The 25,879-nt window shown below is 58.8% G+C and carries 26 protein-coding genes and 1 pseudogene; 13 read left to right on the top strand and 14 right to left on the bottom strand.

Annotation, left to right across the window (positions count from 1 at the left end; all coding sequences use genetic code 11):
• Positions 1–107: 107 nt before the first annotated feature.
• Positions 108–413 carry a septal ring lytic transglycosylase RlpA family protein gene (locus PYR71_RS03775; protein WP_275618458.1) on the bottom strand — a complete coding sequence of 102 codons (306 nt, stop codon included), beginning with the start codon at positions 411–413 and terminating at the stop codon, positions 108–110.
• On the opposite strand from PYR71_RS03775, the gene PYR71_RS03770 reads away from it, so the two are divergent.
• On the top strand, positions 346–606 hold the full coding sequence (locus PYR71_RS03770; protein ID WP_275618465.1) for a hypothetical protein: 261 nt from the start codon (positions 346–348) through the stop codon (positions 604–606). The genes PYR71_RS03775 and PYR71_RS03770 overlap by 68 nt on opposite strands.
• A 578-nt stretch (positions 607–1,184) precedes the next feature.
• On the opposite strand, the gene PYR71_RS03765 is transcribed toward PYR71_RS03770, so the two are convergent.
• The 3 genes from PYR71_RS03765 to PYR71_RS03755 are packed head-to-tail and all read right to left on the bottom strand — an operon-like array spanning position 1,185 to position 3,910.
• Positions 1,185–2,054, bottom strand: a complete 870-nt coding sequence (locus tag PYR71_RS03765) for an SDR family oxidoreductase (RefSeq protein WP_275618272.1) — start codon at positions 2,052–2,054, stop codon at positions 1,185–1,187.
• A complete protein-coding gene (gene queG / locus PYR71_RS03760; RefSeq protein ID WP_275618271.1) occupies positions 2,045–3,205 on the bottom strand; it encodes a tRNA epoxyqueuosine(34) reductase QueG in 1,161 nt (386 codons plus the stop codon). The genes PYR71_RS03765 and queG overlap by 10 nt, the downstream gene beginning before the upstream one ends.
• Before the next feature lie 12 nt (positions 3,206–3,217).
• On the bottom strand, positions 3,218–3,910 hold the full coding sequence (locus tag PYR71_RS03755) for a glutathione S-transferase family protein (RefSeq protein ID WP_183914034.1): 693 nt from the start codon (positions 3,908–3,910) through the stop codon (positions 3,218–3,220).
• Positions 3,911–4,146: 236 nt separating this feature from the next.
• On the opposite strand from PYR71_RS03755, the gene PYR71_RS03750 reads away from it, so the two are divergent.
• A complete protein-coding gene (locus tag PYR71_RS03750) occupies positions 4,147–4,944 on the top strand; it encodes an undecaprenyl-diphosphate phosphatase (protein ID WP_183914036.1) in 798 nt (265 codons plus the stop codon).
• 235 nt (positions 4,945–5,179) lie between these two features.
• Here PYR71_RS03750 and PYR71_RS03745 read toward each other — a convergent pair whose 3' ends face one another.
• From PYR71_RS03745 to dnaN, 8 genes are all read right to left on the bottom strand, one after another.
• The gene (locus PYR71_RS03745; protein WP_003570911.1) at positions 5,180–5,332 is read right to left on the bottom strand and encodes a hypothetical protein; all 153 of its coding nucleotides are present in this window, start codon (positions 5,330–5,332) and stop codon (positions 5,180–5,182) included.
• Positions 5,333–5,614: 282 nt separating this feature from the next.
• Entirely contained in the window at positions 5,615–6,595 is a 981-nt protein-coding gene (locus tag PYR71_RS03740) for a complex I NDUFA9 subunit family protein (protein WP_275618270.1), read from the bottom strand.
• A 112-nt stretch (positions 6,596–6,707) separates the two neighbouring features.
• Positions 6,708–6,995 (bottom strand): DUF1330 domain-containing protein, encoded by a 288-nt coding sequence (locus PYR71_RS03735; RefSeq protein ID WP_275618269.1) that lies wholly within the window; start codon positions 6,993–6,995, stop codon positions 6,708–6,710.
• 28 nt (positions 6,996–7,023) lie between these two features.
• Positions 7,024–7,731, bottom strand: coding sequence for an orotidine-5'-phosphate decarboxylase (pyrF, locus tag PYR71_RS03730; protein ID WP_275618268.1), 708 nt, complete (start codon positions 7,729–7,731; stop codon positions 7,024–7,026).
• A gap of 1 nt (position 7,732) precedes the next feature.
• Positions 7,733–8,320 carry a histidine phosphatase family protein gene (locus tag PYR71_RS03725; protein WP_275618267.1) on the bottom strand — a complete coding sequence of 196 codons (588 nt, stop codon included), beginning with the start codon at positions 8,318–8,320 and terminating at the stop codon, positions 7,733–7,735.
• Between the two features lies 1 nt (position 8,321).
• Complete coding sequence (gene pmtA, locus PYR71_RS03720) at positions 8,322–8,921, bottom strand: phospholipid N-methyltransferase PmtA (RefSeq protein WP_275618266.1); 600 nt, start codon at positions 8,919–8,921, stop codon at positions 8,322–8,324.
• Positions 8,922–9,016: 95 nt separating this feature from the next.
• Positions 9,017–9,925 (bottom strand): DUF72 domain-containing protein, encoded by a 909-nt coding sequence (locus tag PYR71_RS03715; RefSeq protein WP_275618265.1) that lies wholly within the window; start codon positions 9,923–9,925, stop codon positions 9,017–9,019.
• A gap of 57 nt (positions 9,926–9,982) precedes the next feature.
• On the bottom strand, positions 9,983–11,101 hold the full coding sequence (gene dnaN, locus PYR71_RS03710) for a DNA polymerase III subunit beta (RefSeq protein WP_275618264.1): 1,119 nt from the start codon (positions 11,099–11,101) through the stop codon (positions 9,983–9,985).
• A gap of 260 nt (positions 11,102–11,361) precedes the next feature.
• On the opposite strand from dnaN, the gene rsmI reads away from it, so the two are divergent.
• From rsmI to PYR71_RS03655, 11 genes and pseudogenes are all read left to right on the top strand, one after another.
• Positions 11,362–12,279, top strand: coding sequence for a 16S rRNA (cytidine(1402)-2'-O)-methyltransferase (gene rsmI, locus PYR71_RS03705; protein WP_275618263.1), 918 nt, complete (start codon positions 11,362–11,364; stop codon positions 12,277–12,279).
• A complete protein-coding gene (locus PYR71_RS03700) occupies positions 12,269–12,637 on the top strand; it encodes a YraN family protein (protein WP_275618262.1) in 369 nt (122 codons plus the stop codon). Before rsmI ends, PYR71_RS03700 begins: the two co-directional genes overlap by 11 nt.
• 182 nt (positions 12,638–12,819) lie before the next feature.
• Positions 12,820–13,323: a cupin domain-containing protein gene (locus PYR71_RS03695; RefSeq protein WP_275618261.1), complete on the top strand. Its 504-nt coding sequence runs from the start codon at positions 12,820–12,822 to the stop codon at positions 13,321–13,323.
• A gap of 88 nt (positions 13,324–13,411) precedes the next feature.
• The gene (gshB, locus tag PYR71_RS03690) at positions 13,412–14,359 is read left to right on the top strand and encodes a glutathione synthase (protein ID WP_275618260.1); all 948 of its coding nucleotides are present in this window, start codon (positions 13,412–13,414) and stop codon (positions 14,357–14,359) included.
• Positions 14,360–14,531: 172 nt separating this feature from the next.
• Positions 14,532–15,227: pseudogene (locus tag PYR71_RS03685) on the top strand (magnesium chelatase domain-containing protein); the annotation flags it as partial.
• Positions 15,228–15,295: 68 nt separating this feature from the next.
• A complete protein-coding gene (locus PYR71_RS03680) occupies positions 15,296–16,342 on the top strand; it encodes an HNH endonuclease (RefSeq protein WP_275618259.1) in 1,047 nt (348 codons plus the stop codon).
• Between the two features lie 181 nt (positions 16,343–16,523).
• Entirely contained in the window at positions 16,524–19,970 is a 3,447-nt protein-coding gene (locus PYR71_RS03675) for a serine/threonine-protein kinase (RefSeq protein ID WP_275618258.1), read from the top strand.
• A complete protein-coding gene (locus tag PYR71_RS03670; protein ID WP_275618257.1) occupies positions 19,967–21,445 on the top strand; it encodes a hypothetical protein in 1,479 nt (492 codons plus the stop codon). The genes PYR71_RS03675 and PYR71_RS03670 overlap by 4 nt, the downstream gene beginning before the upstream one ends.
• Positions 21,442–22,197: a PP2C family protein-serine/threonine phosphatase gene (locus tag PYR71_RS03665; RefSeq protein ID WP_275618256.1), complete on the top strand. Its 756-nt coding sequence runs from the start codon at positions 21,442–21,444 to the stop codon at positions 22,195–22,197. The genes PYR71_RS03670 and PYR71_RS03665 overlap by 4 nt, the downstream gene beginning before the upstream one ends.
• 472 nt (positions 22,198–22,669) lie before the next feature.
• Positions 22,670–23,299 carry a DUF5343 domain-containing protein gene (locus PYR71_RS03660; protein WP_222037235.1) on the top strand — a complete coding sequence of 210 codons (630 nt, stop codon included), beginning with the start codon at positions 22,670–22,672 and terminating at the stop codon, positions 23,297–23,299.
• Positions 23,289–23,888 (top strand): Swt1 family HEPN domain-containing protein, encoded by a 600-nt coding sequence (locus tag PYR71_RS03655; RefSeq protein ID WP_222037236.1) that lies wholly within the window; start codon positions 23,289–23,291, stop codon positions 23,886–23,888. The genes PYR71_RS03660 and PYR71_RS03655 overlap by 11 nt, the downstream gene beginning before the upstream one ends.
• A 50-nt stretch (positions 23,889–23,938) precedes the next feature.
• Here the strand turns inward: PYR71_RS03655 and PYR71_RS03650 are convergent, their stop codons facing one another.
• Positions 23,939–24,772: a hypothetical protein gene (locus PYR71_RS03650; RefSeq protein WP_275618255.1), complete on the bottom strand. Its 834-nt coding sequence runs from the start codon at positions 24,770–24,772 to the stop codon at positions 23,939–23,941.
• Positions 24,773–25,157: 385 nt separating this feature from the next.
• A complete protein-coding gene (locus PYR71_RS03645; RefSeq protein ID WP_275618254.1) occupies positions 25,158–25,784 on the bottom strand; it encodes a recombinase family protein in 627 nt (208 codons plus the stop codon).
• Between the last annotated feature and the right edge of the window lie 95 nt (positions 25,785–25,879).

Raw genomic sequence — 25,879 nt, 5'->3', positions numbered from 1 at the left:
GTTTCAACCGCGTGGTAACCGCGATTGGCGGCAAGAGCAAGCGCCGGTCAGGGCGCAGCCGGTTGTACGGCGCTGTCAGCCTTAGCTGATCACCTCGGGTGTCAGCCTCAGCTGATCACCTGGTAGCAGACCTTCGCCGTGCCCGAGCTCACCATGCCGATATTCTGGGCGGCGGCGCGCGACAGATCGAGCACCCGGCCGCGGATGAACGGACCGCGATCGTTGATGCGGACGACGACGGTGCGGCCATTGTTGCGGTTGGTGACCTTCACCTTGGTGCCGAACGCGAGCGAACGATGTGCGGCAGTCAAGATGGCGGGGTTCATACGTTCCCCGGAAGCAGTTTTGGAGCGAAGCGCGTACCATGAAGCACCGCCGCAGCCATTTCCAGCAAAACTCTCCGCCGGAAGCATGGAAGAGCAGGCTGCAATAGTTACGGCAGCGATAATAGAACGACGTATTTTCTTCAAAACAGAGTATCCCTCAACTATTGAACTCACGCCCTTGCAGGCGGCGGGGCTTAAATCTGTTAAAAAGTGGCGAAAAAGTGCCGCTTCAATTCACGGAATGTTACAGACCGTAACATTTGTGATGGCGTTGATATAATGACGGAAATCGGTGACGGCCGTAATGGGTGGAAAAAACATAATGAAATCAGTTAAAATCCGAATGAATTTTCCGAAGAAGCGGTCGCCGTTCCGCCGTTCACAAAAATCGCGAAAATTTTTTTCTGACTTTGTCATATTTATTGCCACATTTGGGCAAATTCAAAGGCCGTTAACCATAATATAGGGCGAAATTTTCCCGTCAGGTGAGGGAAAGAAGGAATTTCCTACTCCTTTTGGGTGAGCGCACGAGCCGCCGGCGCTAGAGCCTTTCCTGGTTAGATTGACGCATTCTGCCGGGGCAGGTTTTCGTCAGGGCAGAGGCGATTGGCGATGGGCATACCCCAAGGTACGTCCGAGCCGATCGCCTCCGATCCTGGCTAGAGATGCCCGGCCCACCAGCCGCACCGCTTCGCCGTGGCGAAGATTTGCCAGGCAAATCTGCGGCAGGGTTGGCTGAAACGGGCCGTCTGATCGACCGGCCGGCTTGGCCGCAGAGCTAGGCTACGACGCGCCGGCCGGTCGACCATCCGACTCCGTTTGAGCCAACAGAATGCTTCAATTTAAACAGGAAAAGCTCTAACCGCGCCAGTGTCCGTCCTGCCACAATTGCGCAAGCGACATCGGATAGGTCGGGAAAGAGAATTCGAAGCCCGCCTTCTTGAGTTTCGCATTCGAAACCCGTTTGTTCTCGCCGTAGAAGGTGCGCGCCATCGGCGTCAGTTCTGCGGTCTCGAATGCCTGCTCCGGCGGCGGTTCGACGCCCATCAGGCGTGCCGCCTCAACAATCACATCCTGCGGCGGGCCGGGCCGGTCGTCGGTGACATTATAGATGCCGCCGAGACCGCGTTCCGACAGGAAGCGGGTCGCCGCACCGATATCTTCGACGCGGATGCGGTTGAAAACCTGGTCCTTCTTGATCAGCCGCCGCGCCGTGCCCTTGTCCAGATTGCAGAAGGCGTTGCGCCCGGGCCCGTAAATGCCGGAAAGACGCAGCACCGCCGCCGGCACACCGCGCTCCCGGCCCATCGCCAGCCAGCCCTGTTCGGCCTCGAGCCGCTCTTTTGATCGTCCGGAAACGGGCACGCAGGGCGTTTCCTCGCTCACCCACGCGCCCCTGTGATCGCCATAGACGCCGACCGTCGAGAGATAGCCGATCCATTCCAGCCGGGGCAGGAGACGGGCGCTGTCTTCGCCCAACAGTCGCAGCAGCGGGTCGGCCTTTCCCGGCGCGATCGACTGCACGAGATGGGTGACGCTCTCCAGCGCGCGGCGTAAGTCGTCGTCCATGGTCTCGCCGTCGAACAAAAATGCGTCGATGCCGTTGGCTCGCAGCGCCTCCATCTTGTCGGCCGAGCGCGTGGTGCCGGACAGGCGCACGTTTTCGCCCACGAAGGCCTTTGCGATCGCCGTGCCGGAATAGCCGCAGCCAAAGATCATCACATGCATCGGTCCACTCCTGCCAGCCGCCATTCGGTCAATACGTCGTTGTCGCGCTCATCGACCCTTTGTGCGGCAAAGGCCGAGAATTCGCCAGCCTCCATCAGCCGGGAAAGTGCCCAGACCGCCATGCCGCGCACCATCGGCGAGGGATCGCCGGCGAGAAGGCGGCATTGTGCGATGAGCGCCCTCTCGCCGGAATTGCCGGCGGCGATCAGCACGTTTCGGATGAAGCGGTCGCGGCCGATCCGCTTCACCGGCGAACCGCTGAAGAAGGCGCGGAAGGCGGCATCGTCGAGTGTCAGCAGAAAGGCGAGAGGCGGCTCCTTCAGATCTTCCCGGGCCTTGAGCTTCATTTCAGAGGCCGAGACCGCGAACTTGTTCCAGGGACAGGCGGCAAGACAGTCGTCGCAGCCGTAGATGCGATTGCCGATAAGCGGCCTGAGATCGGGGTCGATCGGCCCCTTATGCTCGATGGTGAGATAGGAGATGCAGCGCCGCGCATCGATCTGATAGGGCGCGGGAAAGGCGGCCGTCGGACAGATGTCGAGGCAGGCGCGGCAGGAGCCGCAATGATCGGTCTCCGGCGCGTCGACGGCAAGATCGGCCGTGGTGAACATGCTGCCGAGAAACAGCCAGGACCCATGCGTGCGGCTGACGAGATTGGTATGTTTGCCCTGCCAGCCGAGGCCGGCGGCCGCCGCCAGCGGCTTTTCCATGACCGGCGCGGTATCGACGAACACTTTCACGTCGGCGCCGGCCCGCGCCGCAAAACGCGTGGCGATCTCCTTCAGCCGGCCCTTGATGATGTCGTGATAATCGCGGTTGCGGGCATAGACGGAGATTGCCGCCTTGTCCGGCTTGCTGAGGATGCCGCGCGGATCTTCCTCCGGCGTGTAGTTGAGGCCGAAGACGACGACGGACCGCACCTCGCTCCAGAGCGTCAGCGGATCACCGCGCCGCTCGCGCGTCTCCGCCATCCACTCCATCGTCCCGTGGCGCCCGGCATCGATGAACTGGCCGAGGCGCTCTTTTGCTTCAGGGATGGCGTCCGGGCGGGTGATGCGGCAGAGATCGAAGCCCTTGGCGGCGGATTCCGCCCGGACGAACTCGGTCAAATTGTCGCGGCGGCGGCGCTCTTTGTCATCATTTTCGGGCATGAAAAGCCCTCGTCAGAAATCCAGATCGGCATAGTGCGAAACCGGGGTCAGGCCGCGCACGCGCTCGGTCAGCATCGGCCGGAAGGAGGGGCGCGACTTCAGCCGCTGATACCATTCCTTGACGACAGGGGCGTCGGCCCAGTCGATTTCGCCGAGATAATCGAGGATCGAGATCGAGGCGGCAGCGGCAAGATCGGCATAGCTCATCCGCTCGCCAGCCAGCCACTGACGCGAGCCGGCAAGCCAGGTAAGATAACGCATATGCTGGCGGATATTCGCGCGAGCCGTGCGCAAAATCTTCGAATCCGGTGCTCCGCCACCCTGATCGGCGGTCATCTGCAACTTATAGACACGCTCGCGCGCGAGCGGCTTGGTCACATCATTTTCCATTTTCTGCATGAACCATTCGGTCAGCCGGCGAATTTCAGCCCGCTGGAATGGGTCCTCTGCGAGCAGCCGCCGGTCGCGCTTCAACACACCGTGCGTCTCGTCCAGATATTCGGAAATGACGCTCGCGCCGCAGAGCGCGCGCATGCTGTCGTCGACATAGACCGGCAGCGTGCCGGCCGGATTGAGCGCCAGGAAATCCCGGCGCTTCTCCCATGTCTGTTCCTCGATCAGATCCGCCTGATAGCCGTATTCCGCCAGGATCAGCCGGACGAAGCGAGATGCGGATGACATGGGATGATGATAAAGCGTGGGCATCGATACTCGGGCTTTATGATTGCTGTTACAGGACTGTGCGGCAGCTCGTTTATAGCGCCCTAGTCATGACTCATTGGTTGAAGCTATAGGAGCTTGGCCGGGCCAATACAAGCGAATCGGATTTCACGCCATCAGACAAGGGGCAAAGCACGCGTCTTACGCACAAGGATAGAGGCCGCGCCTGATCGGCTCAAGCGCTGTTGAAGTCCGACTGACCTTTAAACCGGAGACAATTTATGGACTATATCAATGCCGCCCTTCTCGGTGTCATCGAGGGGATCACCGAGTTTCTGCCGATCTCGAGCACCGGCCATCTCATCATTGCGGAGCAGTGGCTCGGCCATCGGTCGGACATGTTCAACATCGTCATTCAGGCGGGCGCCATCCTTGCCGTCACGATAATCTATTGGCGTCGCCTGCTGGACCTGGTGCTCGGCTGGCGGGAACCTGCAAATCGAGACTATGCCGCCAAGCTGATAGTCGCCTTCCTCATCACCGCCATTCTGGGCCTCGTCGTCAAGAAGCTGGGGTACGAATTGCCGGAGACCGCGACGCCGATCGCCTGGGCGCTAATCATCGGCGGCATCTGGATGATCTTTGCCGAGTGGGCGGCAGCACGCAGGCCGCCCCATAAGCAGATCACCTGGCTTGTCGCTATCCTGGTCGGCATCGCTCAGATCGTTGCCGGCGTCTTCCCGGGAACGTCACGCTCCGGTGCCACGATTTTCGTCGCCATGCTGGCCGGCACCGGCAATCGCGCCGCAGCGACCGAATTCGCCTTTCTCGTCGGCATCCCGACCATGTATGCGGCGAGCGGCTATGAGTTGCTGAAGACCTTCAAGGACGGCGGTGCGGCAGGCGAAGACTGGACGGCGCTGGCCATCGCCTTCGTTGTTTCCACGATCGTCGCCTTCATCGCCGTCAAATGGCTGCTCGCCTATATCAGGAGCAACCGTTTCACACTGTTTGCTATCTACCGCATCATACTAGGCGTGCTGCTGCTCGGCATGGCCGCCACCGGCCTGATCGGCTGAGCCCTCTCTACCGCATTGCATTCGCGCATCTCCCAGGCGCGAATGCAACCGCCTGCCCGATGTCGCGAACCGAATTGAGGTCGGCAGGCGCAAACCTTCTGCTGGCAATATCTGAGAGAGTCGCGTCCGCTGCTTTTCAAGCGGGTAAGACGGGGCGGTCATTGGAAGCGTCCTGATTCAGACGCTCCGGCCGCTGTTTGTCTCTATGAGACCGGCGCCGAGGCCCGGCCCTTCGTCAATGGCTGATCGAAGCCGTCGAGCAAGGATCGACGCCGTAGGCCGGCGAGCAGCCGCCCTTTACCGCCGCGACCGAACCGGACGCAACGAACGAGCCTGCAAGGATAACCAGCGCCGCACACGCAAACAGGAGCGCGATTGACTTGCCCATCGAGTATTGCCTTTCACAGTGATTGCCGCACGCTTTTCGCAGGCGTTGAGTCCTTCGAAGACGCGCGGGGTTTGGTAGTCAGTGGAATGGCAAATAGCAATAAACGTTCCTGCTAAATTTGGCGTTAATTCCACAAAATTTCCGCTGCGTCTTTTATGCAACTGCAATTGATATGACCGGCACAACAACGGTTGAAACTTGCGCCGGCTTTGCTTCCGGCGAATACGCAAAACGCCGTCCGCGCTATGCGCGAACGGCGCTGTGTCGAAGGCAAAGAGTTGTTCAGGCAGCCTTGCCGGAGCCGGTGTATTGGCCGTGCGGACGATACTGCACCAGGTAGGATTCGAGCACCGATGCGGCCATGGTTGGCGCAATGCCGAGACCCTTCAGCGTGCGGCCTTCCGCTTCGGCTTCTGCGGAAACGATGTTGTCGCGCTTGAGCAGACGCACCTGGTCCGGGGTGATCGGCGGCGTCACGAACGGGATCAGCGAGGCGATGCTGCCGATCATCGACGCGATGCCGAAGGGCAGGGACACCAACCGGTTCTTGCGGCACGTCACCTTCAGCATCGTCTCGAGACATTCGCGGAAGCTCAGCACCTCGGGCCCGCCCAGTTCATAGACCTTGCCGGCGGCGACCTTGCCGTCGACGGCGCGGGCGACGGCCTCGGCGACATCCTCGACATAGACCGGTTGGAATTTCGTCTTGCCGCCGCCGACCAGCGGCAGGACCGGCGACATGCGCGCCATATCGGCAAATTTGTTGAAGAAGCTGTCTTCCGGCCCGAAGACGATCGACGGGCGGAAGATCACCGCATCCGGTTTGATGGAAAGGATGGCGGTTTCGGCGCGGCCCTTGGTGCGGCCATAGTCCGAATCGGAATTGGCGTTGGCGCCGATCGCCGAAATATGGGCAAGCGTCGCGCCGGCATTGCGCGCCGCCTCGGCGACCGCGCGGGCGCCGAATTCCTGCACGGCATCGAAGGTGTTGCGGCCGGTCTCCTGCAGAATGCCGACGCAGTTGACGACGTGACTGGCACCGTCGACAGCGCGATCGATCGAGTTGCGATAACGCAGGTTCGCCTGCACTAGGGAAATCTGGCCGACATTGCCGAGCGGCTGCAGGAAGCCGGCGAGATCAGGACGGCGCACGGCAACACGGATGCGATAACCGCGCTTGGCGAGCGCCCGAACCACGTGCCTGCCCACGAAGCCGGACCCTCCGAACACAGTGACGAGCGGGGGCAGGTTGGCAAGGGTCATGGCAGGCTCCTCGAAAGGCTGTGCGGGATGCGGTATCGGCACCCGTCTTAGCCCAATCCCGGCGCGACGGGAAGGCCCATCCCGCCCGTGAGTTTTGCGGGTGCGAAGTCGTTCAGACGCCTTCGACGACGACCATTTCCGCATCGGCCGCTTCCTGGCGGATTTTGGCGGCGATCTGGTATTCCGGCGAATTATAGCAGTCGACGGCATGCTGCATCGAGGGGAATTCGATCACGACGTTGCGAGCGCGCGCCTTGCCTTCGAGCTCCGTGATCGCGCCGCCGCGCGCCAGGAAATTGGCGCTGTATTTTTCGAAGGCGGGTTTGGCCGCCGCCACATAATCCTTGTAGCGCTCGGCATCGCGAACGTCGACGCGGGCAATCCAATATCCCTTTGCCATGATCCTCTCCCTTTTGCGTTGGTGTCTGTCAGCGGTTTGCCGGCCAGCGCGCAGCAACCATTTCGTTGAGCACGGCGCGAGCGGCATGCCGGGGATCGGGCGCCTTGACGATCGGCCGGGCAACGACGAGGTGCGTCGCCCCCGCCTTCAGCGCGTCGAAAGGCGTCATCACCCGCTTCTGGTCGCCATGGTCGCTGCCGGTCGGGCGAATGCCGGGGGTGACGATCGCCATGTCGGGTCCGACGATCTCGCGCACTTCGGCCGCTTCCGCCGCCGAACAGACGATGCCGCCCATGCCGGCGGCGCGCGCCTGTTCGGCGCGGCGCAGCACCAGGCTGTGCGGATCCTGGCTGTAGCCGGCCTCGGCAAGATCCTCGGCATCCATCGACGTCAGCACCGTCACCCCGAGCAGGCAGAGGCCGGAGCCGGTCGCAGCCTCCACCGCCGCCCGCATCGCTTTGGGATAAGCATGCAGCGTCAGCATCGACATGCCCATCCTGGCGATGTTTTCGACGCCCGAGGCGACAGTGTTGTCGATGTCGAGCAGCTTCATGTCGAGAAAGATCTTCTTGCCGCTTGCGGCAAGGTCACGGGCGAATTCGAGGCCGCCGGCAAAAACCAGCTGATAGCCGATCTTGTAGAAGAGAATGTCGTCGCCGAGCGTGGAAACCAGTTTTTCCGCCTCGCCGATCGTTGGAACATCCAGGCCGACGATCAACCGCTCGCGTGCGTCCATTTCAACTCACCCCCCGCCAGTCTTCGATGGGTGTCCAGTGGCATGATAAGCGGCGATCCGCAAGGCTGAAAGCATAGAGATTGCCGCCGCCGCCCGGCTGGTCGCGGTCGCGGGAAATCGGTCCGCCGGCCAGATGGCATTTGAGCAGCGTGCCGACGCCGCCATGGCCGACGAAGGCGATCGGCGCTGTCGCATCATGGGCGGCGAGAACGGCGTCGACCGCCTCGACGATGCGGGCCTGCGCGTCGACGGCGCGCTCCCAGCCCTTGAAGCTTTCTTCCGGATGGGCGAAGAACCAGTTGGCCGCTTCTTCGAATTGCGGCGGCGGCAGGAAGCCGGTGGCCGAACGGTCGTTCTCATGCATGCCGTGGACGATCTCGATCGTCAGGTTGGAGGCTTCCGCCAGGATTTCGGCCGTCTCGATCGCCTTGGTCTCGTCGCTGGAGATGATGCGCCGCAATTGCCTCGCCCAGCCGCTCTCGGCCGCCTTTCGGGCACGCGCCGCGCCGACATCGGAAAGCCCCCATTTCGGCACCGGCACATTGGCATCGATCCTGACTTGCGGGTGGGTGATATAGATCCCGAACATCTCAGCCGCGTCTGTAGATCCAGAGCTGCGCCGGCGGAATGTTGCGCATGACGAAGTCGAAATGCTGAATATGGTAGCGATCTGGATTGGCGGCGATCGGCGAGATCGCGCCATAGGAGATCTGCACCACCGGCCGGCCGGCCGGCAGGCGGTCGAGCAGGCTTTCCAGCAGCGCGACGCGCATTGCCATCGGGAAGTTCAAAAGCGGAATGCAGGAGATGACGCAATCAAAGGTCCGGTCGGCAAAGGCGCCAAGCGTCGTCTGGAGATCGAAGGCGTCGCCGTTGATGAAGTGCACGCCGGGATAGGTTCGCAGCAGATGCTGGTGGAAGTCCGTCGAATATTCGATCGCCACCAGATTGTCCGGCTTCACGCCGCGGCCAAGGATCGCTTTGGTGATGGCGCCCGTGCCGGGGCCGAGTTCGAGGACCGGCAGCCCCGAATGCATACCGATGACGCTGGCCATGCGCTTGGCGGTGATCGACGAGGTCGGCACGATCGAGCCCACCGTCTTCGGCCCCTGCATCATGCCGCGGAAGAAGCGGATTTCCTCATCGAATTTCTTCCCGAAATGTTCCTTCACCTTGACCCTTAAACGCATTCTCCACCCATCCGCACGTTGATCGACTGTGTTAATATGCTGCTTGTCGCTCCCGCGACAAGGATTTTCGCAACGAGGACATCGGCATCAACAGCTCATGCCGCCTTTCGGTCTGAACGAGGCATGAGATCGGCAAGCCTTTCGCTGAGGTGAGCGGCGTCGACGGGCGCGCGCAGCTTCTTGTCGGTATTGTCGAAATAGAGATAGACGTCGCGGCCCTTCTTGCGCGACGGCAGGGACGCAAGCACCCGCGTCGCATTCTCAGGTTCTCCGCCCCGTGCCCAGACGCGGACACGCTCCGCCCACAGATCGAGCGCTTCATCCTCATAGCCGCTGACATAGAGTTGCTCGGAACCATGCAGGCGGCAATAGAGGAAGTCGGCGGTGATGTCCATCAACAGCGGCCATTCCACCGTGTCGGCGCAGACAAGCGCGACGTTGTGACGCCTCAGCATCTCGATGAAGGCTGGCGAGCGGAAGCTGTCATGGCGGATCTCGAACGCATGGCGGATCGGCTGATCGGCGTCACTTTTAAGCCAGGCGCGCCCTTTGAGACGGCCGTCATGGCGTTTCGCAAGCGTGATCGCCGCGTCGGAGTCATGCGGTAGCAGCGACAGGAAGGTTTCGAAAAGCGCAGGGTCGAAGGCCATGTTCGGCGGAAACTGCCAGAGGATAGGCCCAAGCTTGGGGCCGAGCCGCAGCAGGCCGGAGGCGAAGAAATTGGCAAGCGGTGTCTCGATCTCCTGCAATCGCTTCATATGAGTGATGAAGCGCGAGCCCTTGACGGCGAAGACGAAATCCTCGGGCGTTTCGTCCCGCCAGCGGCCGAAGCTTTCAGGCCGCTGCAATCCGTAGAAGGTGCCGTTGATCTCGATCGAACGGAAGTGCCGGGCGGCGTAGGAAAGCTCGTGCTTCTGCGGCAGACCCTTGGGATAGAATTGGCCGCGCCAGGGAGCATAGGTCCAGCCGGATAAGCCGATGCGCACAGTCCCGGTCTTTTTCATGAGGAGATCCTCCCGTTTTGACAGGAGGAAAACAATGGCAGGCGGCCTTCGTTCCCGTCAGACGCGCATCGGCATCAAGACGTAGAGCGCGTCATCACCGGCGGTGTCGCGGATCAGCGTCGGCGAGCCGGCATCGGCTAGCAGGAAGATCGCTTCCTCGCCGGAAAGCTGCGCGGTGATGTCGAGCAGATACTTGGCATTGAAGCCGATTTCCATCGCATCCGTATCGTAGCCGACGGCGACTTCTTCCGTGGCGCTGCCGGAATCGGGATTGTTGACGGTGAGCATCAGCTGTCCCTCGGACAGCGCCAGCTTCACGGCGCGGCCGCGCTCGGAAGAGATGGTCGAGACGCGGTCGACGGCTTGGGCGAAGCTCGTGCAGTCGACGCGCATTTCCTTGTCGTTGCCGGTCGGGATGACGCGCTGATAGTCAGGGAAGGTGCCGTCGATCAGCTTCGAGGTCAGCACGATCGAGCCGATGGTCATGCGGATCTTGGCGTCGGAAACTTCGACCGTGACGATCGCTTCCGGATTGTCGACCAGCTTCTGCAGTTCGCCGACGGTCTTGCGCGGAATGATGATGCCCGGCATGCCCTCGGAACCGGAGGGCGCGTCGACATCGGCGCGGGCCAGCCGGTGGCCGTCAGTCGCGACCGCCCTGAGCTTCAGCTCGCCCTTGCTCTCGATCGTGTGGAAGAAGATGCCGTTCAGGTAATACCGTGTCTCCTCCGTCGAGATCGCAAACTGGGTGCGGTCGATCAGCATCTTCAGATCGGTCGCTTTCAGCTTGAAGGAATGGGTGAAGGTGCCGGCGGTCAGATCCGGGAAATCGGATTCCGGCAGGCACTGCAGCGAGAATTTCGAGCGGCCGGACTGCACGGTCATCGAGCCGCCGTCGGGGCTGGTCGCCAGCAGCACTTCCGAGCCGTCGGAAAGCTTGCGCACGATATCGTAGAGAAGGTGGGCGGGAACGGTGGTGGCGCCGGCCTGCTCGACGCTGGCAGGTGTCGCCTCGGTGATCTCGAGGTCGAGGTCGGTCGCCTTCATGTCAAGGTTCTGGCCGTCGGCCTTGAGCAGTACGTTGGACAGGATCGGGATCGTATTGCGACGTTCGACCACGCGGTGGACGTGGTTCAGCGATTTCAACAGGTTTGACCGCTCAATAGTAATACGCATGGGATGCTACCGCTTTCGACCGTGACTGTCCGGGCGCATCGAGCACCCGAAGAATGCTGTCCCGGCCTGACACCGGGGGAGTGGACGGGCAAAATGGCAGACTTCAGCATCGCTTTGCAAGAGGCATGGGCGGTGGGAGGCCCGCATTTCAGGTTTTCCGAAGCAATCCTCACAGAAATCCGAACCCTTGCCGAAGCGGTGCGGCTCGCCCATAAAGGCCGATGAACCGGCAAGGCGCCGGCGGGACGAAAGCAAACGGCATGAATGAGGAAACGACAGCGGAAACCGCCAGCCGGAAAAGCTTCCGCCTGCACAATATGGCGGTGCCGGCGCGGCCGCTGGAGCCGGCGCTGTATCTGGTGGCGACCCCGATCGGCAATCTCGGCGACATCACGCTGCGCGCATTGGAAACGCTGGCCGGTGCCGACGTGCTCGCCTGCGAGGATACGCGCGTCACCCGCGTCCTGCTCGATCGCTACGGCATCCAGAACCGCCCCTTCGCCTATCATGAACATAATGCCGACGAGGCCGGGCCGCGGCTGCTGCAGGCGCTGGAGGCGGGCCGCTCGGTGGCGCTGGTTTCCGATGCCGGCACGCCGCTCGTCTCCGATCCCGGCTATCGGCTGGCGCAGCAGGCGATTGCGGCGGGCTACCGTGTCGTCCCCATCCCCGGCGCCTCGGCGCCGCTCGCTGCCCTTGTCGGCTCCGGCCTGCCGAACGACGCCTTCCTCTTCGCCGGTTTTCTGCCGGCCAAGGACAAGGCCCGCCGAGACCGTCTCGGTGAATTCGCCACCGCCCCCGCGACACTGATCTTCTTTGAATCGCCCCATCGCATCGGCGCCACGCTCCTCGCTGCCGCCGATGTGCTGGGCGCCACGCGGCCGGCCTCCGTCTGCCGCGAGCTGACCAAGACCTATGAGGAGTTCCGCCGCAGCACGCTGGCCGAACTCGCCGCCCATTACCGGGAGGTGGACAACGTCAAGGGCGAGATCGTTCTCGTGATCGGTCCGCCGCAGCCGGTGGAAACGCCGGAGGCCGACGTCGAGGCAGTGCTGGCCGATCTGTCGAAGACGATGCCGACGGCAAAGGCCGCCACCGAGGCCGCCCGTCTCACCGGCCTGCCGCGCAAGGCGCTCTATCAGCGCCTGCTGGAAATGAAGGGCGCCGATGGGCGATAACGACCTAACCGCCATCAGAAGAAAGGCGCTGCGCCGCGGCCTGATGTCGGAATATGTCGCCGCCGTCTTCCTGATGCTGAAAGGCTATCGCATCCTGGCGCTACGCCACCGCACCCGGCTCGGCGAGATCGATATCGTCGCCCGCAAGGGCGATCTCGCCGTCTTCGTCGAGGTCAAGGCCCGCCACGGCGAGGCTGCGGCGGTCGATGCCGTCTCCGCCGCCGCGCAGAAGCGGATACGGGCGGCAAGCGATCTCTGGCTCGCCCGCCAGGCGGATCGAGCCCGCCTTTCCCAGCGATACGATATCGTCGCGGTCACCCCCGGCCGGTTGCCGCGCCACTTTCAGGATGCGTTTTGATGCACGTCGCCCGGAAGTGTGCAGCGGTTCCGGGACAACGACATGCATAAAAACAAAGGGCTTTCGTCATTCCCGCGTCGCCGAGCTGCCGGATCGTTAAAATTTTAGCGCCGGTTTGAACCAGCTTCTTACGACTCTCTGCTATCGCAATCCCTGTTGGGGTAACAATTGGGGGTTGTTTCATGGCCTGGAAGCTGATGCTGGCAAGTGCGGTCGCCATGGCCGCGCGTTCGGTGCCTTATGCCGTGGCGAAGCCGGCCGGCAAATCCTTCGTCGCCCATGCAAGCGACCGGCTGCCGCTGAAATCGACGCCGATCAATCCCGACTGGATCATCAGCGGCAACCCGCAAGCGCGCACCGCCGAACATTCGCGCGGCCATGACGAGGCCTCGCTGACGGCGATCTGGGACTGCACATCAGGCGAATTCCGCTGGTATTTCGGCTGGGACGAGACGGTGATGATCCTCGAAGGCGAGGTTCATATCACCGCTGAGGACGGCACCGAACGGACCCTGTGCGCCGGCGATGTCGCCTTTTTCGCAGGCGGAACCTGGGCAAGCTGGCGGGTCGATAATTATGTCCGCAAGGTCGCCTTCCTGCGCAAGCCCTTCCCGAAGCCCTTGGCGATCGCCTATCGCCTACGCAACCTGCTGCGCAACAACGGCAACCAGGGCATTGCTGCCTGAACATCGGTGGGGGCCGCAAGCCTTGATTGACCGTTGCGTTTGATACCGGGCCGACCTACATCTGTCCGGCATTCAGCGAGGGACGGAAATGGCCAAGATCACCAATGTAGCGGTCCAGATGGATCATGTCGCCGGCATCAATATCGCAGGTGACTCCACCTTCGCCATGAGCCTGGAAGCCCAGGCGCGCGGCTACCGGCTCTTTCATTACACCCCCGAACGCCTGAGTTTCCGCGACGGCAAGCTCTTTGCCAGCGTCGAGCCGATGCTGCTGCGCGACGTCAAGGGCGATCATTTTGAGCTCGGCGCACCCGAACGGGTCGATCTCTCCACCATGGATGTCGTGCTGCTGCGCCAGGACCCGCCCTTCGACATGGCCTATATCACCTCGACGCATCTGCTCGAGCGCATCCACCCGAAGACGCTCGTCGTCAACGATCCGGCCTGGGTGCGCAATTCGCCGGAGAAGATATTCGTCACCGAATTCGCCGACCTGATGCCGAAGACGCTGATCACCAAGGACCCGGCGGAAATCCGCCGCTTCCGCGACGAGATGGGCGATATCATCCTGAAGCCGCTCTACGGCAATGGCGGCGCCGGCGTCTTTCATTCCACCCGCGACGACCGCAACCTCTCTTCACTGCTGGAAATGTTCGGCCAGCTTTTCCGGGAGCCCTTCATCGCCCAGCAATATCTGCCCGACGTGCGCAAGGGCGACAAGCGCATCATCCTGGTCGACGGCGAATTCGCCGGCGCCATCAACCGCGTCCCGGCCGAGCATGACAGCCGCTCCAACATGCATGTCGGCGGCCGCGCCGAGGCGACCGAGCTGACGCCGCGCGAAAAGGAAATCTGCGAACGCATCGGCCCGGCGTTGCGCGAACGCGGCTTCCTGCTCGTCGGCATCGACGTGATCGGCGATTACATGACCGAGATCAACGTCACCTCGCCGACCGGCATCCGTGAGGTCAGGAAGTTCGGCGGCGCCGATATCGCCGCCTTGCTCTGGGATGCGATCGAGCGCAAGCGCGGCTGAGGCTGCGCTCCAGCCCGACGCCTACTGTGACCGGGTACAACCCCTGTCACCACTGGTATCCGAAAACGTTCCTTGATCGTTCTTGTTTTATTCCGGCTTCCGTGCCAGATTGCAACCGCTGGCCCTGAAGGGTTGCGGGCGGTATAAGAGTTGGCGGGCAGGGGATGGGCATATGGTCGCGCGTGTCAGTACGGTAGCATTCCAGGGCATAGAAGGCGTGCCGGTCGAGGTCCAGGTCATGATCGCGCCGGGCAAGATCGGCATGCAGATCGTCGGTCTGCCTGATAAGGCGGTGGCCGAAAGCCGCGAGCGGGTGCAGGCCGCCCTTCACGCCTCCGGCCTGGCGCTGCCGGCCAAGCGGGTGACCGTCAATCTGGCGCCGGCCGATCTGCCGAAAGAGGGAAGTCATTTCGATCTGCCGATCGCGCTCGCTTTGATGGCCGCGCTCGGCGCCATTCCCGCCGATGCGCTGTCGGATTATGTCGTCGTCGGCGAGCTCAACCTCGACGGCACGATCGCCGCCATCGCCGGCGCGCTGCCGGCCGCCATCGGCGCCAATGCGTTCGGCAAGGGGCTGATCTGCCCGGCCGAAAGCGGCGCCGAAGCCGCCTGGGCCGGCGCCGAGGTCAATATCCTCGCCCCGCGCAGCCTGATCGCCCTTGCCAATCATTTCCGCGGCACCCAGGTCCTGTCGAGGCCGGAGGCGTCGATCCGCGCCAATGCCGCCAACCTGCCGGACCTTGCCGAGATCAAGGGCCAGGAAAGCGCCAAGCGCGCGCTCGAGGTGGCGGCGGCCGGCGGCCACAACCTCTTCACAGTGTGGACGAAAGACCTCTCGCGCAGCCTTTATCTTGAAGCTCGACTCCCCCGCTATCAGCGTCGCTTCCACGGTGCCTTAGGGCTGCGTATGCAGTTTCTCCAAACCAATCACGTTCCATGCTGACAACAATATTCGATGCTGATGGCAACTCGTTCAATGCTAAGGTCGAGGTGGAGGACTACGCCATCACAGTCCATAGTCGCGGCGGAGCATTCGGTAAGCCCAACCTTCGAAACCCTGACTACAGACGGGCGCTCCGGACGATCCTTGAGCGCCTTGTGGCTGGCAATGCGACACTTTCCGGGGTTTGGCTGGACAGCACCGTTGCTCAGAACTGGCCGGAACTTGACCGACAACTGTTGGACGCGGCGGAATTCACCCTCCCGGTTGACGAACTCGTCACACTGATAGGCCAGCGCGGAGCGGCAATGGGTCGCCCGATCGGGACCAAGGGGCACGGCAATAGCACTAAGCGTGTCCGTATTGGGGTTTCGGGCGCATCAGCGGGAGAGTTGGTGAAGCTCCTCAATTCAGATGTGCGTACTCGTTCCTCACGCCTCCCCGCGGAAACGCTGAGGCGTGTCGAGCCTTGGATGATCGACGAGGCGATTGAGGCCTTCAAGTCCGGTGTGCAGCACGGCTTCCAAGATTCAACCGACTACGACGTACTCTTGCCGACGGGCGAGCGTTTTCCACCGAAGGCAGTTTTCGGGATAGCTCTATCGGGGGTGATCGGCCGTCCCGCTATGCCGAGCGATTTCTCGGGGGGCATGGGGACGCCTTGCTTCGAAAGCATCGAGGATGCGGGTTACCCAATCATCCCCAAGGACGAGGAAACGTCATCGCCCCGCTCGGAGTTCGATGATGAGCGGTCTTGGGCCGAGGGTTCGCTTGTCCGCGTCCAGCACCTCCGCCGTGAGCGCGCACCGGGCCTCGCGCGAATGAAGAAGCGACGCTTCATCGAGAAACACGGACACCTCTTCTGCGAGCGCTGCGGTTTAATTCCCTCGAAAAGCCTTGGGCCTTATGGTGACGCCTGTATCGAAGTTCACCACGACACGGTTGCAGTTGCCAAAATGGAAGGTAACACGCGCACCCGTTTGGTAGACCTAAAGTGCCTCTGTGCGAACTGCCACCGCATCGTCCATCGTGAGGTCATGTAGTTCCGGGCCGCCACTCTCAGGCAGACGCCCGCGGCCGGCCACTTTATCCACCTATCGTATATTAAAGACCTTTTATGCGTGAAGCATCGGCTCATTCAAAATTATGATCTAGCAAAAGTTGTAGACGATAGATATTCTCTGCATAGTATTCCTGGCGAATCATTCTGCGAAGTTCAAAATTGTGACAGACGCGAACGTATTGACCCCTACGCCACCCGAACTTGTTGATAATAGATATGCCCTTACGTCCGAACCTCTTCGCGAGGGTGGCATGTCGACGGTAAGGAAGGCTTTCGATATAAAAGAAAGCCGTTTCGTTGCTATAAAGCGAATGAAAAATGAATCGTCAGCCGATCTTCGGTGGAAGGAAAGTTTTCATCGCGAGTATTCTGCGCTTTCAGATTTGTCTCAACATCAAAATATTGTTGAGCTATACGATGCAGGTGTCGATGCTAATGGTAATTATATTGTTCTTGAGTGGGTGGAGTCGAATCTAAGCGAATTTATTTCAAAGACCGGCGGGCTCCAGTGGGCCGAATATTATCAAAAATTCGGTAGGCCATTGCTGGAGGCACTTAGCTTTGCCCAAAGTAGGGGCTGGAACCATAGAGATATTAAGCCGCAGAACATTTTGATTGCGAAGGATGGCATCCCGAAAATCTCAGACTATGGTATTGCCAAGCAATTCGAGAAACCATCATTGGGGCTCACGTTCAACGGGTTCCGATCTGCTCCTTTCACCCCGCCCGAGGATGATTCCCAACAATATAGCTGCTCAAGAGATTGTTTCTCTTGGGTGGCCGTTTCTGTTTATTGTCTCACAGGTTGCGTCCCCGCTGACTATGGGGCGCAGGAGACTGCGTTGCGTGGGCTAAGCTCGGACCTTGTGCCCACTGAGATTCTCTTGGCAGCGCTCTCGAACGATCCGGCGGAACGGCCTCCTTTAGCCAGCGCTTTGTTGGCCGATATCGATGCGTGGTCTTCACAACTCGCGCGGAGTGCCGTGGTTATCCAAGCATGCCACGTGCGCTTGGACTCAGTGCTTGCTCGAAAGTTAAAACGGCTTCTCTCGCATGACGATATTGATCAAGTCCAGCGGGAGATGCTTGAAGAGCTCAACGAGCTTAGTGTTGGTGTAAGGATGGTGGATGAGCTCCCAGGGGGAGCCACACGACTTCGCATCTACGCCGTGTCGTGGGTGTTCGAGGGTGTTGTCGATGACAAGAATAGAGATGTCCTGGTTTTTGATAAGGCTTGGCCCGTACGTCCGGCGGAAGTGGAGCGGCGTCGGGAAACCAGCTTCAGGGCCGCGTTCGGTTTTACCTTTGATCCTCCTTCAACATCGCGTGACGCTGAAAAGGTAATCGATGAACTCCTGCTTGCCGTTGAGGCATTTGAGTCAGAGGAGAAAGATAGGGCAATCGCTGCCCAGCAGGACCGAATATTTCGATTGTGGTATGCCTTTCTAAGAGCTAAGGCCGACCTTGAGGCTCGTCGCGAGAATGCGATAAATTACATTGACCGGCGAGTTGACGATAACAAGGTTGTGTTTGTCAGCGAGTTGCCTGCGCCGTTTGAAGTTGTCGGTCAGGCGCGTGTCATCAAGCTCCCTAGTGGTAGCCACATCTTCTGCGATGTCGTTGATGTCAATCTTGAAGAGATCACCGTATCAGTGACGTCGGGCAATGCATCGAGGGTGCCAAAGCAAGGCGCGCTCGAGCTGAATACTGTTGCTGCCGAGAAAGCAATAGAGCGCCAGCGGTACGCATTGGACGCTGTGAATTTCAACAGATCTCCAAACCCAAGATTGAGGGCGCTGCTCGCTGATCCTTCAACGAGCCGTGAGCCTCTATTGATCGAACCGCCAAAGCGTATAGAGGGTGGTCCCTTTGACGCCGAGAAGCTTGACATCCTTAAACGCTCGCTGGGGGTCAAGGACGCTCTCGCGATCCAAGGTCCACCAGGGACCGGCAAAACCCGACTCATAGAGGAAATACTCGTTCAGTATTTAGCCCTCCACCCCGACCATCGCGTACTTCTTTCTGCTCAGACCCACGTTGCACTTGATAACGTCATTGAGCGCCTACGCGTCCGGCAATCGACCATCAACATCGTAAGAATTGGCAGAGTTGATGACCAGAAGATTGGCATATCGAGCCGCGACCTAATCCTCGACCGAAAAGCTCAGGCTTGGGCTGACGGGGTGATTGCTAGCTCAAGCAATTTTCTGACCCAGTGGGCGGACGAGCGTGGCATTGATCGAATCAATACAGAAGTGGGTATGCTCGCGGAGAGACTTATCCTCCTAATACAGCGCCAAGGTGACCTGAGGGAACGCTTTAACGAGGCAAATAGCCGGTTGAAGACAGTGAATGACCAAGCCGAAGTGAAACTGGCGGAGACGGGTTCGGCTGAGTCGGCCGAACTAACCGAGAGTTCGGTAGAGGCTCAGCAAATTGCGACGGCTCTGCGGGTGGCCAGCGACCGAGTTCGCGCTGAGATCGAGGAGGTGCGCAATCGGCTTTCCAACCTTGGTGAGTTCGGCAAGGAGTTGGCTTCACAGGAACTAGAAGATGAGCTTCGCGAATGGTCAAACGCGCTGTTAGGCGAAACCGATGGCTCTGCTCAGTTCCGTGATCTCTTGGAACTACACGAGGAATGGGTCCTACGAGTGGGACGTTCCTCAGACTTCCACGCGGCGATGCTAGCGTCCGCTCAAGTCGTTGCTGGAACGTGTGTCGGGATGGCAGGCGTAAAGGGCATGTCGGATGTCGTTTACGACCTTTGCATCGTCGATGAGGCGTCGAAGGCGACTGCGACCGAACTTCTCGTGCCTATGAGCAGGAGCCGGAAGTGGATTCTCGTCGGCGATCCAGAGCAACTACCGCCCTTCTTTGAAGACGATTCAGTTACTCAGCTGGAAGAGTTCGAGGAAGAGGAGGTTCGGGAAACACTACTGGATCGCTTTTTAGGCCGCCTTCCCAAGCAATCTATTGCGCGGCTTGCTAATCAACATCGAATGGTTAAACCGATAGGCGATTTGATAAGTGAAGCATTTTACGATGGTGGTCTGGTAAGCCCTAAGACAAAGCCCGATGTCGTCCTCACCGGAAGTTTTCCTAAGCCTGTTACGTGGATGTCGACGAGCCACATCGCTGACAAGACAGAAACTCGAGTCGGAAAAAGCTTTAAGAACGATGCTGAGGCGCGAATTATCCGCGACATCTTGGAACGGATAAATTTCATCGCAAAGAAAAGAAAGGATGTTTATACCGTCGCTCTTATCGCGGGATATATTGCTCAGGTCAAAACGCTGCAGGATGTTATCCGGGACCGTCTGCACGAATGGACCAATATCGAAATCACGTGCAGCAGTGTCGACGCCTTTCAAGGCAGTGAAGCAGAGTTCTGTATTTATAGCGTTACCCGTTCAAATGAGTCCGGCCACCTGGGCTTCCTGCGGGAGAAGCCCCGACTAAACGTGGCACTGTCACGAGGTCGGAGCGCTTTGATCATAGTCGGGGACGAGGATTTCTGCAGGGCGGCGGATGGCAAAAACCCGTTCCGAAGAGTGATTGATTTCATCGAGAGACATACTGATGAGTGCGAGCGGAGGCAACTGAAGTGAGGGCCGAGGATGTCGCACGGCGTTTCGAACGCAAATCAGGATATACCCTCATAGATTATTCACCGGTCGCGCTTCCACTCTATCGCTTGACTGTTGATGCGATCACGATGGTTCACCGAGATATCGCGCCGATAAAAGAATTCGTAATGAAGGCGATAAACGTCGGTTTCGAAGACTCCAAAAACATCGCGGGGTTTCTCGGCTTGGATGTCTCCGTCGTCGACGGAACCCTAACGCAACTTAAGACAGATAAATTTGTGTCGCCTTTAGATGATGACGAGCAATTTTTCATGCTGACCGAGCGCGGGACCGATATTCTAGCCAAGGCTAAAATTTCATCCCCTGAAGACGAAATGCTCGTATTCCTGTATGATCGCTTACTTCTAAAGCCGGTCAGGATCGTCACGGCAGATCTTTTAGTTCCCGCTCAAGTGGACCCGCTTCATACAATCGAAATACGTGCGTATCCGGCTGAGGGACCTGAGGTCCAGGCTCTTGCAATTCCAGAGGTGTTGAAGGTACTTGAGCAGCAGGCGGGAGGACGAGCGGCATTTGGGCGTGATCTTCTGCGATTGAAGAGGATCGTTCGCCGAGTTCGTCTTTTCCGTCAGGGCGTTGCTCTAGTTTACAAAAAGAATCGCTCGTCCGAGATCGTAGTTGATTTTGTAGTCGACGATGTTCGTCAAGAAGCCATCTCGCACACATTCGCCGAGCGCGGCGGACCAAAAAAAATGGGTTTCTTGAAGGCTATTGATGAATCTGCAACAGCGGCAGACTTGAGGAAGTTTCTAGGTCCGGACGTTCATCGAATGTTACCTGATGCGGAAGAGTTGGATGAGCGCAGGATGGCTGTTTCAGTGGCAAGGATCAAATTTCAGGCGGCCGAAGTTCTCGCGGAGCGCGGGTCTGCTCATCCCGAGCACGCGATTTTACGTGCTGGCTTGAACGAGGCAAGGCAGCGCCTCACGCAGGCTGTGGAGGAGCTTGCTTCATTTGCAGCTCGTCCGATTGCTCCTTACGAAAGGGCGGAGTTTCTTGATCTTGCCCTGACTCAGTCCTCAAAGTTCTTGGCGATCTCCAGTCGAACAGCAGATCGTTCAATTGTGAACCCGCAGTTCCTCAAGAAATTGAAAGACATTCTTAAGTCTGGGTGCAAGGTTCAAATCTCATTGAGCGAAACGTCGCCCGGGAAGCCTTCAAATGCCGAAATAGAATTGGAGCAAGTTCGTAGGGAACACTCGAATCTCACTGTGCAGATTGGCAAGCATACTCCGTTCTATCATGTGGTTTGCGATGATAAATTTGCAGTCGTAAGCAACAGCCCGATGCTAGGTAATATCGGCAAGGTTAGAACGTTCAACCATGTCGTTGGTTATGTTTTGCAGAGGACTGATTTGGTGGAGTCATTTGTCGGACGCGTGCAGCAAAGCATCATGAAAATTTCTCCGAAACCCAAAGAAGGGTTTCCGAAGTGACTGGTCAGTTTGAAAATTTAGTCATTGAGATTTCGGCCGCAACTCATCGTGGTTTAGTTCGCGATCGCAACGAAGACGCAGTTAGCGTCAACCGTGAGATGCTGGCTGGGCGACGCGAGGCGAAAATCGAATTTTTGCGAGAGGGCCCTGATCACCTCCTAATGATTGCGGACGGCATGGGAGGTCACGCCCGGGGAGAGATTGCAAGCAGTCGGGCCCTTGAGTTCATCCATAATCATGAGACGCCTTTTGACGTACTCGAGTGGCAGCGTCTGATTAGAGAGGCGAACAACGAGCTCTATGATTTCATGCTGAAAAGGCCCGAGACTATCGGAATGGGGACAACGCTTGTCGGCGTCGCAATTCGCGCTGAGGGGGTAATGTGTTTCAATGTCGGTGACAGCCGCGCGTACTTACACAGATCTGGCACGCTGAATTTGATGAGCCACGATGATGTTCCAGACGTCAAAGGCGAGATAAGAAAAAGAAGCCATCAAATAACCCAGTCCCTTGGAGGGAGGTCAGCCCGTACCCAAGTGTTTCCGCACGTGCGCACTCATCCAGCACTTCGTTACGGCGAGACTATCCTCTTGTGCAGCGATGGGCTTACGGACATGATATCCGAAGAAAGGCTCGAGGAGCATCTAAGCAAACAGAATGATCCATCAGAGTGTGTCGAATACTTGCTCAATGAAGCTCTTGATCAAGGCGGTGTAGACAATATCTCGATTGTGATCGCGAGAATGCGGTAGCTGCGCCGCCACGTGTGGAATGGTCGACTTGGCTAAAAGACGCTATCAGCCAACCCGGTATCCTTCTCAAGTTTGACAGGGCCATTTTACCGCCAGCCGGGCCTTTTTTTATCCTGCATGTCGTTTCGCTATGGCCCGGGTGGTCCCTGCCACGCTCGCACTCTTGCCGAAGAGATCGACTTCAGTAGCGACTTGCTCGCGGCTGTAGCTATGTTCCTTTGTAGGTCTCTCGCGGTTCGATCCCCCTTAGCTCCACCATTCCTCATTACCCATAGATTTATTAATTGAAAACAAGGCATTACAGCGTTTTTTCATATTTATTCTGACCAACCATTCTGACCAATGATCCGGTTTTAGGATCGATTTGGATCGGTAGGTATTTCAGATTGCGGCGACTCGTTGAAACTCAACCCGACTCAATCCATAAATGTGGTGATCTCAACGTTCGGCTCTCCTCATCAATGGACCTTAGATGGCTGACACTCTTCCATATCTCCCTACACCGGGCTCAATACGCACCGCGCTTGAACGCATACGTGATGCGGCGACGCCAGATCGAGTGACAACTGACTTCATTCAAACGAAGCTCGCCATCAAAGGTGGGACGGGTGCCAGCATCGCCGCTTATCTCAAGAAGATCGGTTTGGTGAACTCGGACGCCAGTCCGACCGATCTCTACAAGAGATTTCGCAACACCCAGACTTCGGGCGCGTCAATCGCAGAAGCAATTCGGATCGGCTATCGGGAGCTGTTTGATATCAACGAATATTGCTACGCGCTCAACGACAAAGACTTGCTGTCACTGGTGTGCCAAGCGACTGGTGCCTCTGCTGCTAGCCGTACGGCAGAGCTAACCATCGCAACATTCAAGAACCTCAAGGCATTTGCTGACTTCGATGCAAAGTCAAAGACGGTCGATACCATGCCCGAGGAGGTGGTCACACCTACCACGCCCACGTATCGAGCACCCACGAACAACCAAGAAAGTCTCGGACTAAACCTCTCGTACACCATCAATCTCAACCTGCCGGCTACATCAGATCAGGCCGTGTTCAACGCGATCTTTCGCAGCTTGAGGGAGCATCTGCTGAATGGTGAGTAGGGCGCTGGTGGAGAAAATCAAATCCTTCGGCATGACAAACCAGATGATTGCCGAGGACATCAGCGCCATCGAACGGCGATATAACATCGAACTGGGCCACATTCGCGGGCAGAGCGAGACGGTGGAAAGCGACTATTATCCTCAGCTCGACGCAGCAGTGCGGGCGGAAGGCGCTATGATGGCTCGCCACTATGAGGTTTTTTATTCGCTCGAACGCTCAATTAGGGCATTGGTTCGAGACACGCTAATAACCGAGACACAGAGTGAGGACTGGTGGAACGGCTCAAAGATACCGCAAGCTATCAAGGATGAGGTTATCAAGCGTGTCCAGAAGGAGCTTGATGCTGGCGTCAGCAGGCGTTCTCAAGATGCCTTGGACTACACAACGTTTGGCGAGTTGTACGATATAATCAATTCTCATTGGTCACTATTTGGCTCGCTATTCAACAGCCGGAAGGGCCTTGAGAAGGTCATTGCCAGCCTAAATGCCCTCCGCAATCCCATCGCTCACTGCTGCCCATTAGCCGAAGACGAGGAGCTTCGCTTGCGGATTACCGTTCGAGATTGGTTTCGGTTGATGGAGAAGTAGCCGAAACGGTGGATTGCCGCGCCACACGCTGTCGCCAAGACGCGAAATCGTCACATAGCCTGGGCGTTCTGCGACAAGATTTTCATGACTGCCGAGGTGGACGCGGTAGCTTCGAGGCAGAGTTCAGCGAGCTGCCTAGTTGCCGTCCGTCGGTGGTGCAAGTTCAAGCCCAAGTCCACTGAAGCCCTCGCATGGCCACGAACCTCCTTGAAGCTGTCCCCGGGAAAGACGCTGTGAAGGAAGGCTTCGAGCATCCTCTTCGCATCTGTCGAACTGGGCTTCACGCCGTCAAGCGTCACGTGCCGCTTCCCATCGTAGACCGCCTGTCCAACCGAGATGAGCACCTCTCTGCAGAGCATGCCCACCGTCTGGAAGTCCTCCTCGTTCGTCGCTCCAGCGAGTTGAGCTTGCGCCTTGCTAAGCGCTCTATCCACCCGCTCCCATCCTGTGGGTTCTCGCTCGACGACAGCGATGCTCGTTCGATTTGACGCAGCAGCGATGAGAGGGTCGAACAGTTCTCTGACATACTGGCGACGGTCGGCGTATTGAGGCAGGTGAGCCCGCCAATAGTGGTACCAAGACCACAGATCATCATGAGGGTTGCTGTACGACAGACCAAGCGCGGGCACAGAAGATTTGAGGTCCACGTGCCGCGCCCGGTAGTAATCGTTGACGTCCTGTATGCGTTGACCGCCCGTTGCCACGCTGATCATCATCTCTTTCTGTAAGATGAGGTTCGGCAGCGCGGCTTCCGAGCCCTCGACCTGATCCACGTTGCTCGGTTCAGCGTGGATATCGTCAGGATCGAGACCATAGTTCAGTTGAAACGCTGCCTCGTTCGCACAGAGGGCTTCCGCAAGCCGCTTGCGGTCATAGTCGGGCAATGCTCGTATGGCGTCAGAAAAGGGCCGTGGAGCGGTCAGCACAAGTGTATCTTGATCCAAATCCCACGGCCCTCTGCTAGACCGCACTGACAGTACTGCCATCGATATGAGGTAAGCGAGGTCCAAGCGCTGGAGCTTCTGTCATGGGCGACTCGCGATGAAACCCCCGAAGTATACCATGTGCTGCGAGCGGCTAGGGCGCGTTTCACAATTTATCCCGCGCTATTCATCTGCTTCCCCGATCCTGACCAGATAGGGACCTATCCTGTCTCGAACTGCCACCCAATTAGAGGGGCGATCAACAAAAATGCCGCCCCCGAAATCTCAGGAACGGCTGAAGTCGAAAACAAACATAATCAGGGTAAGAGAAACGAACGCCAGCGAATTAGGACGTGATCTCACCCGAGACACGCTTTGCCAGGCGGGCCAGCGTGGACCGAGAGCAGCCCGTTCCGGCCACAATGCTGTTCCAGCTCATTCCGGCTTCGAGCATCTTGATGATGCCCTCGTTGCGTTTCTCGTCTTCAGGCCGGCCCTTGTAGCGGCCATCGGCCTTGGCCTTTACGATGCCTTGCGCCTGTCGCCGTCTGCGGTCCTCGTAATCCTTGCGGGCGATAGCAGCGAGCATGTCGAGCATCATCCCATTGATGGCGTCCATCATACGGCTGTGAATGGCGTCCTTGTCTGCGGTGGCCATCATCCAAGAGGTCGGCAGGTCGAGCGCTACGACCTTCACCCTACGGCGCTGTATCTCTGTCTTCAGGAGTTCCCAGTCTTCAGCGTTCAATCGGCTGAGGCGGTCCACCTGTTCGATCAGGAGAACATCGCCCGGGTGGCAGTCATGGAGAAGACGGAAAAGCTCCGGGCGCTTTAGTGAGGCCCCGCTCTCGTTCTCGATGTAGGTGGCTGCGATTTTCAGTCCACGTTCTTCAGCGAACGCGAGGAGGTCGTCCCGCGCACGGTGGGCGTCTTGGCCTTTGGTGCTGGCGCGAAGGTAAGCTCGAATATGCATGGAAACCACCTGAGTTCGTTTTGGGTGGTTCGCTTATCGGTGGTTCGATTTGAGTTGTCAATGGCGATATATCGAACCACGGCAAATGCAGTTCG

Origin of the sequence: Rhizobium mulingense, assembly GCF_029194105.1 — a bacterium.
Lineage (GTDB): Bacteria > Pseudomonadota > Alphaproteobacteria > Rhizobiales > Rhizobiaceae > Rhizobium > Rhizobium mulingense.
Note: the sequence above shows the minus strand (reverse complement) of the source record. Positions and strands in the feature narration are given on the sequence as shown.

Bases quoted from the DNA above. Each gene is read 5' to 3' on its own strand.
- PYR71_RS03775 (WP_275618458.1), bottom strand. From the start codon at position 413: ATGCTTCCGGCGGAGAGTTTTGCTGGAAATGGCTGCGGCGGTGCTTCA.
- PYR71_RS03765 (WP_275618272.1), bottom strand. From the start codon at position 2,054: ATGCATGTGATGATCTTTGGCTGCGGCTATTCCGGCACGGCGATCGCA.
- queG (WP_275618271.1), bottom strand. From the start codon at position 3,205: ATGCCCGAAAATGATGACAAAGAGCGCCGCCGCCGCGACAATTTGACC.
- PYR71_RS03755 (WP_183914034.1), bottom strand. From the start codon at position 3,910: ATGCCCACGCTTTATCATCATCCCATGTCATCCGCATCTCGCTTCGTC.
- PYR71_RS03750 (WP_183914036.1), top strand. From the start codon at position 4,147: ATGGACTATATCAATGCCGCCCTTCTCGGTGTCATCGAGGGGATCACC.
- PYR71_RS03745 (WP_003570911.1), bottom strand. From the start codon at position 5,332: ATGGGCAAGTCAATCGCGCTCCTGTTTGCGTGTGCGGCGCTGGTTATC.
- PYR71_RS03740 (WP_275618270.1), bottom strand. From the start codon at position 6,595: ATGACCCTTGCCAACCTGCCCCCGCTCGTCACTGTGTTCGGAGGGTCC.
- PYR71_RS03735 (WP_275618269.1), bottom strand. From the start codon at position 6,995: ATGGCAAAGGGATATTGGATTGCCCGCGTCGACGTTCGCGATGCCGAG.
- pyrF (WP_275618268.1), bottom strand. From the start codon at position 7,731: ATGGACGCACGCGAGCGGTTGATCGTCGGCCTGGATGTTCCAACGATC.
- PYR71_RS03725 (WP_275618267.1), bottom strand. From the start codon at position 8,320: ATGTTCGGGATCTATATCACCCACCCGCAAGTCAGGATCGATGCCAAT.
- pmtA (WP_275618266.1), bottom strand. From the start codon at position 8,921: ATGCGTTTAAGGGTCAAGGTGAAGGAACATTTCGGGAAGAAATTCGAT.
- PYR71_RS03715 (WP_275618265.1), bottom strand. From the start codon at position 9,925: ATGAAAAAGACCGGGACTGTGCGCATCGGCTTATCCGGCTGGACCTAT.
- dnaN (WP_275618264.1), bottom strand. From the start codon at position 11,101: ATGCGTATTACTATTGAGCGGTCAAACCTGTTGAAATCGCTGAACCAC.
- rsmI (WP_275618263.1), top strand. From the start codon at position 11,362: ATGAATGAGGAAACGACAGCGGAAACCGCCAGCCGGAAAAGCTTCCGC.
- PYR71_RS03700 (WP_275618262.1), top strand. From the start codon at position 12,269: ATGGGCGATAACGACCTAACCGCCATCAGAAGAAAGGCGCTGCGCCGC.
- PYR71_RS03695 (WP_275618261.1), top strand. From the start codon at position 12,820: ATGGCCTGGAAGCTGATGCTGGCAAGTGCGGTCGCCATGGCCGCGCGT.
- gshB (WP_275618260.1), top strand. From the start codon at position 13,412: ATGGCCAAGATCACCAATGTAGCGGTCCAGATGGATCATGTCGCCGGC.
- PYR71_RS03680 (WP_275618259.1), top strand. From the start codon at position 15,296: ATGCTGACAACAATATTCGATGCTGATGGCAACTCGTTCAATGCTAAG.
- PYR71_RS03660 (WP_222037235.1), top strand. From the start codon at position 22,670: ATGGCTGACACTCTTCCATATCTCCCTACACCGGGCTCAATACGCACC.
- PYR71_RS03655 (WP_222037236.1), top strand. From the start codon at position 23,289: ATGGTGAGTAGGGCGCTGGTGGAGAAAATCAAATCCTTCGGCATGACA.
- PYR71_RS03645 (WP_275618254.1), bottom strand. From the start codon at position 25,784: ATGCATATTCGAGCTTACCTTCGCGCCAGCACCAAAGGCCAAGACGCC.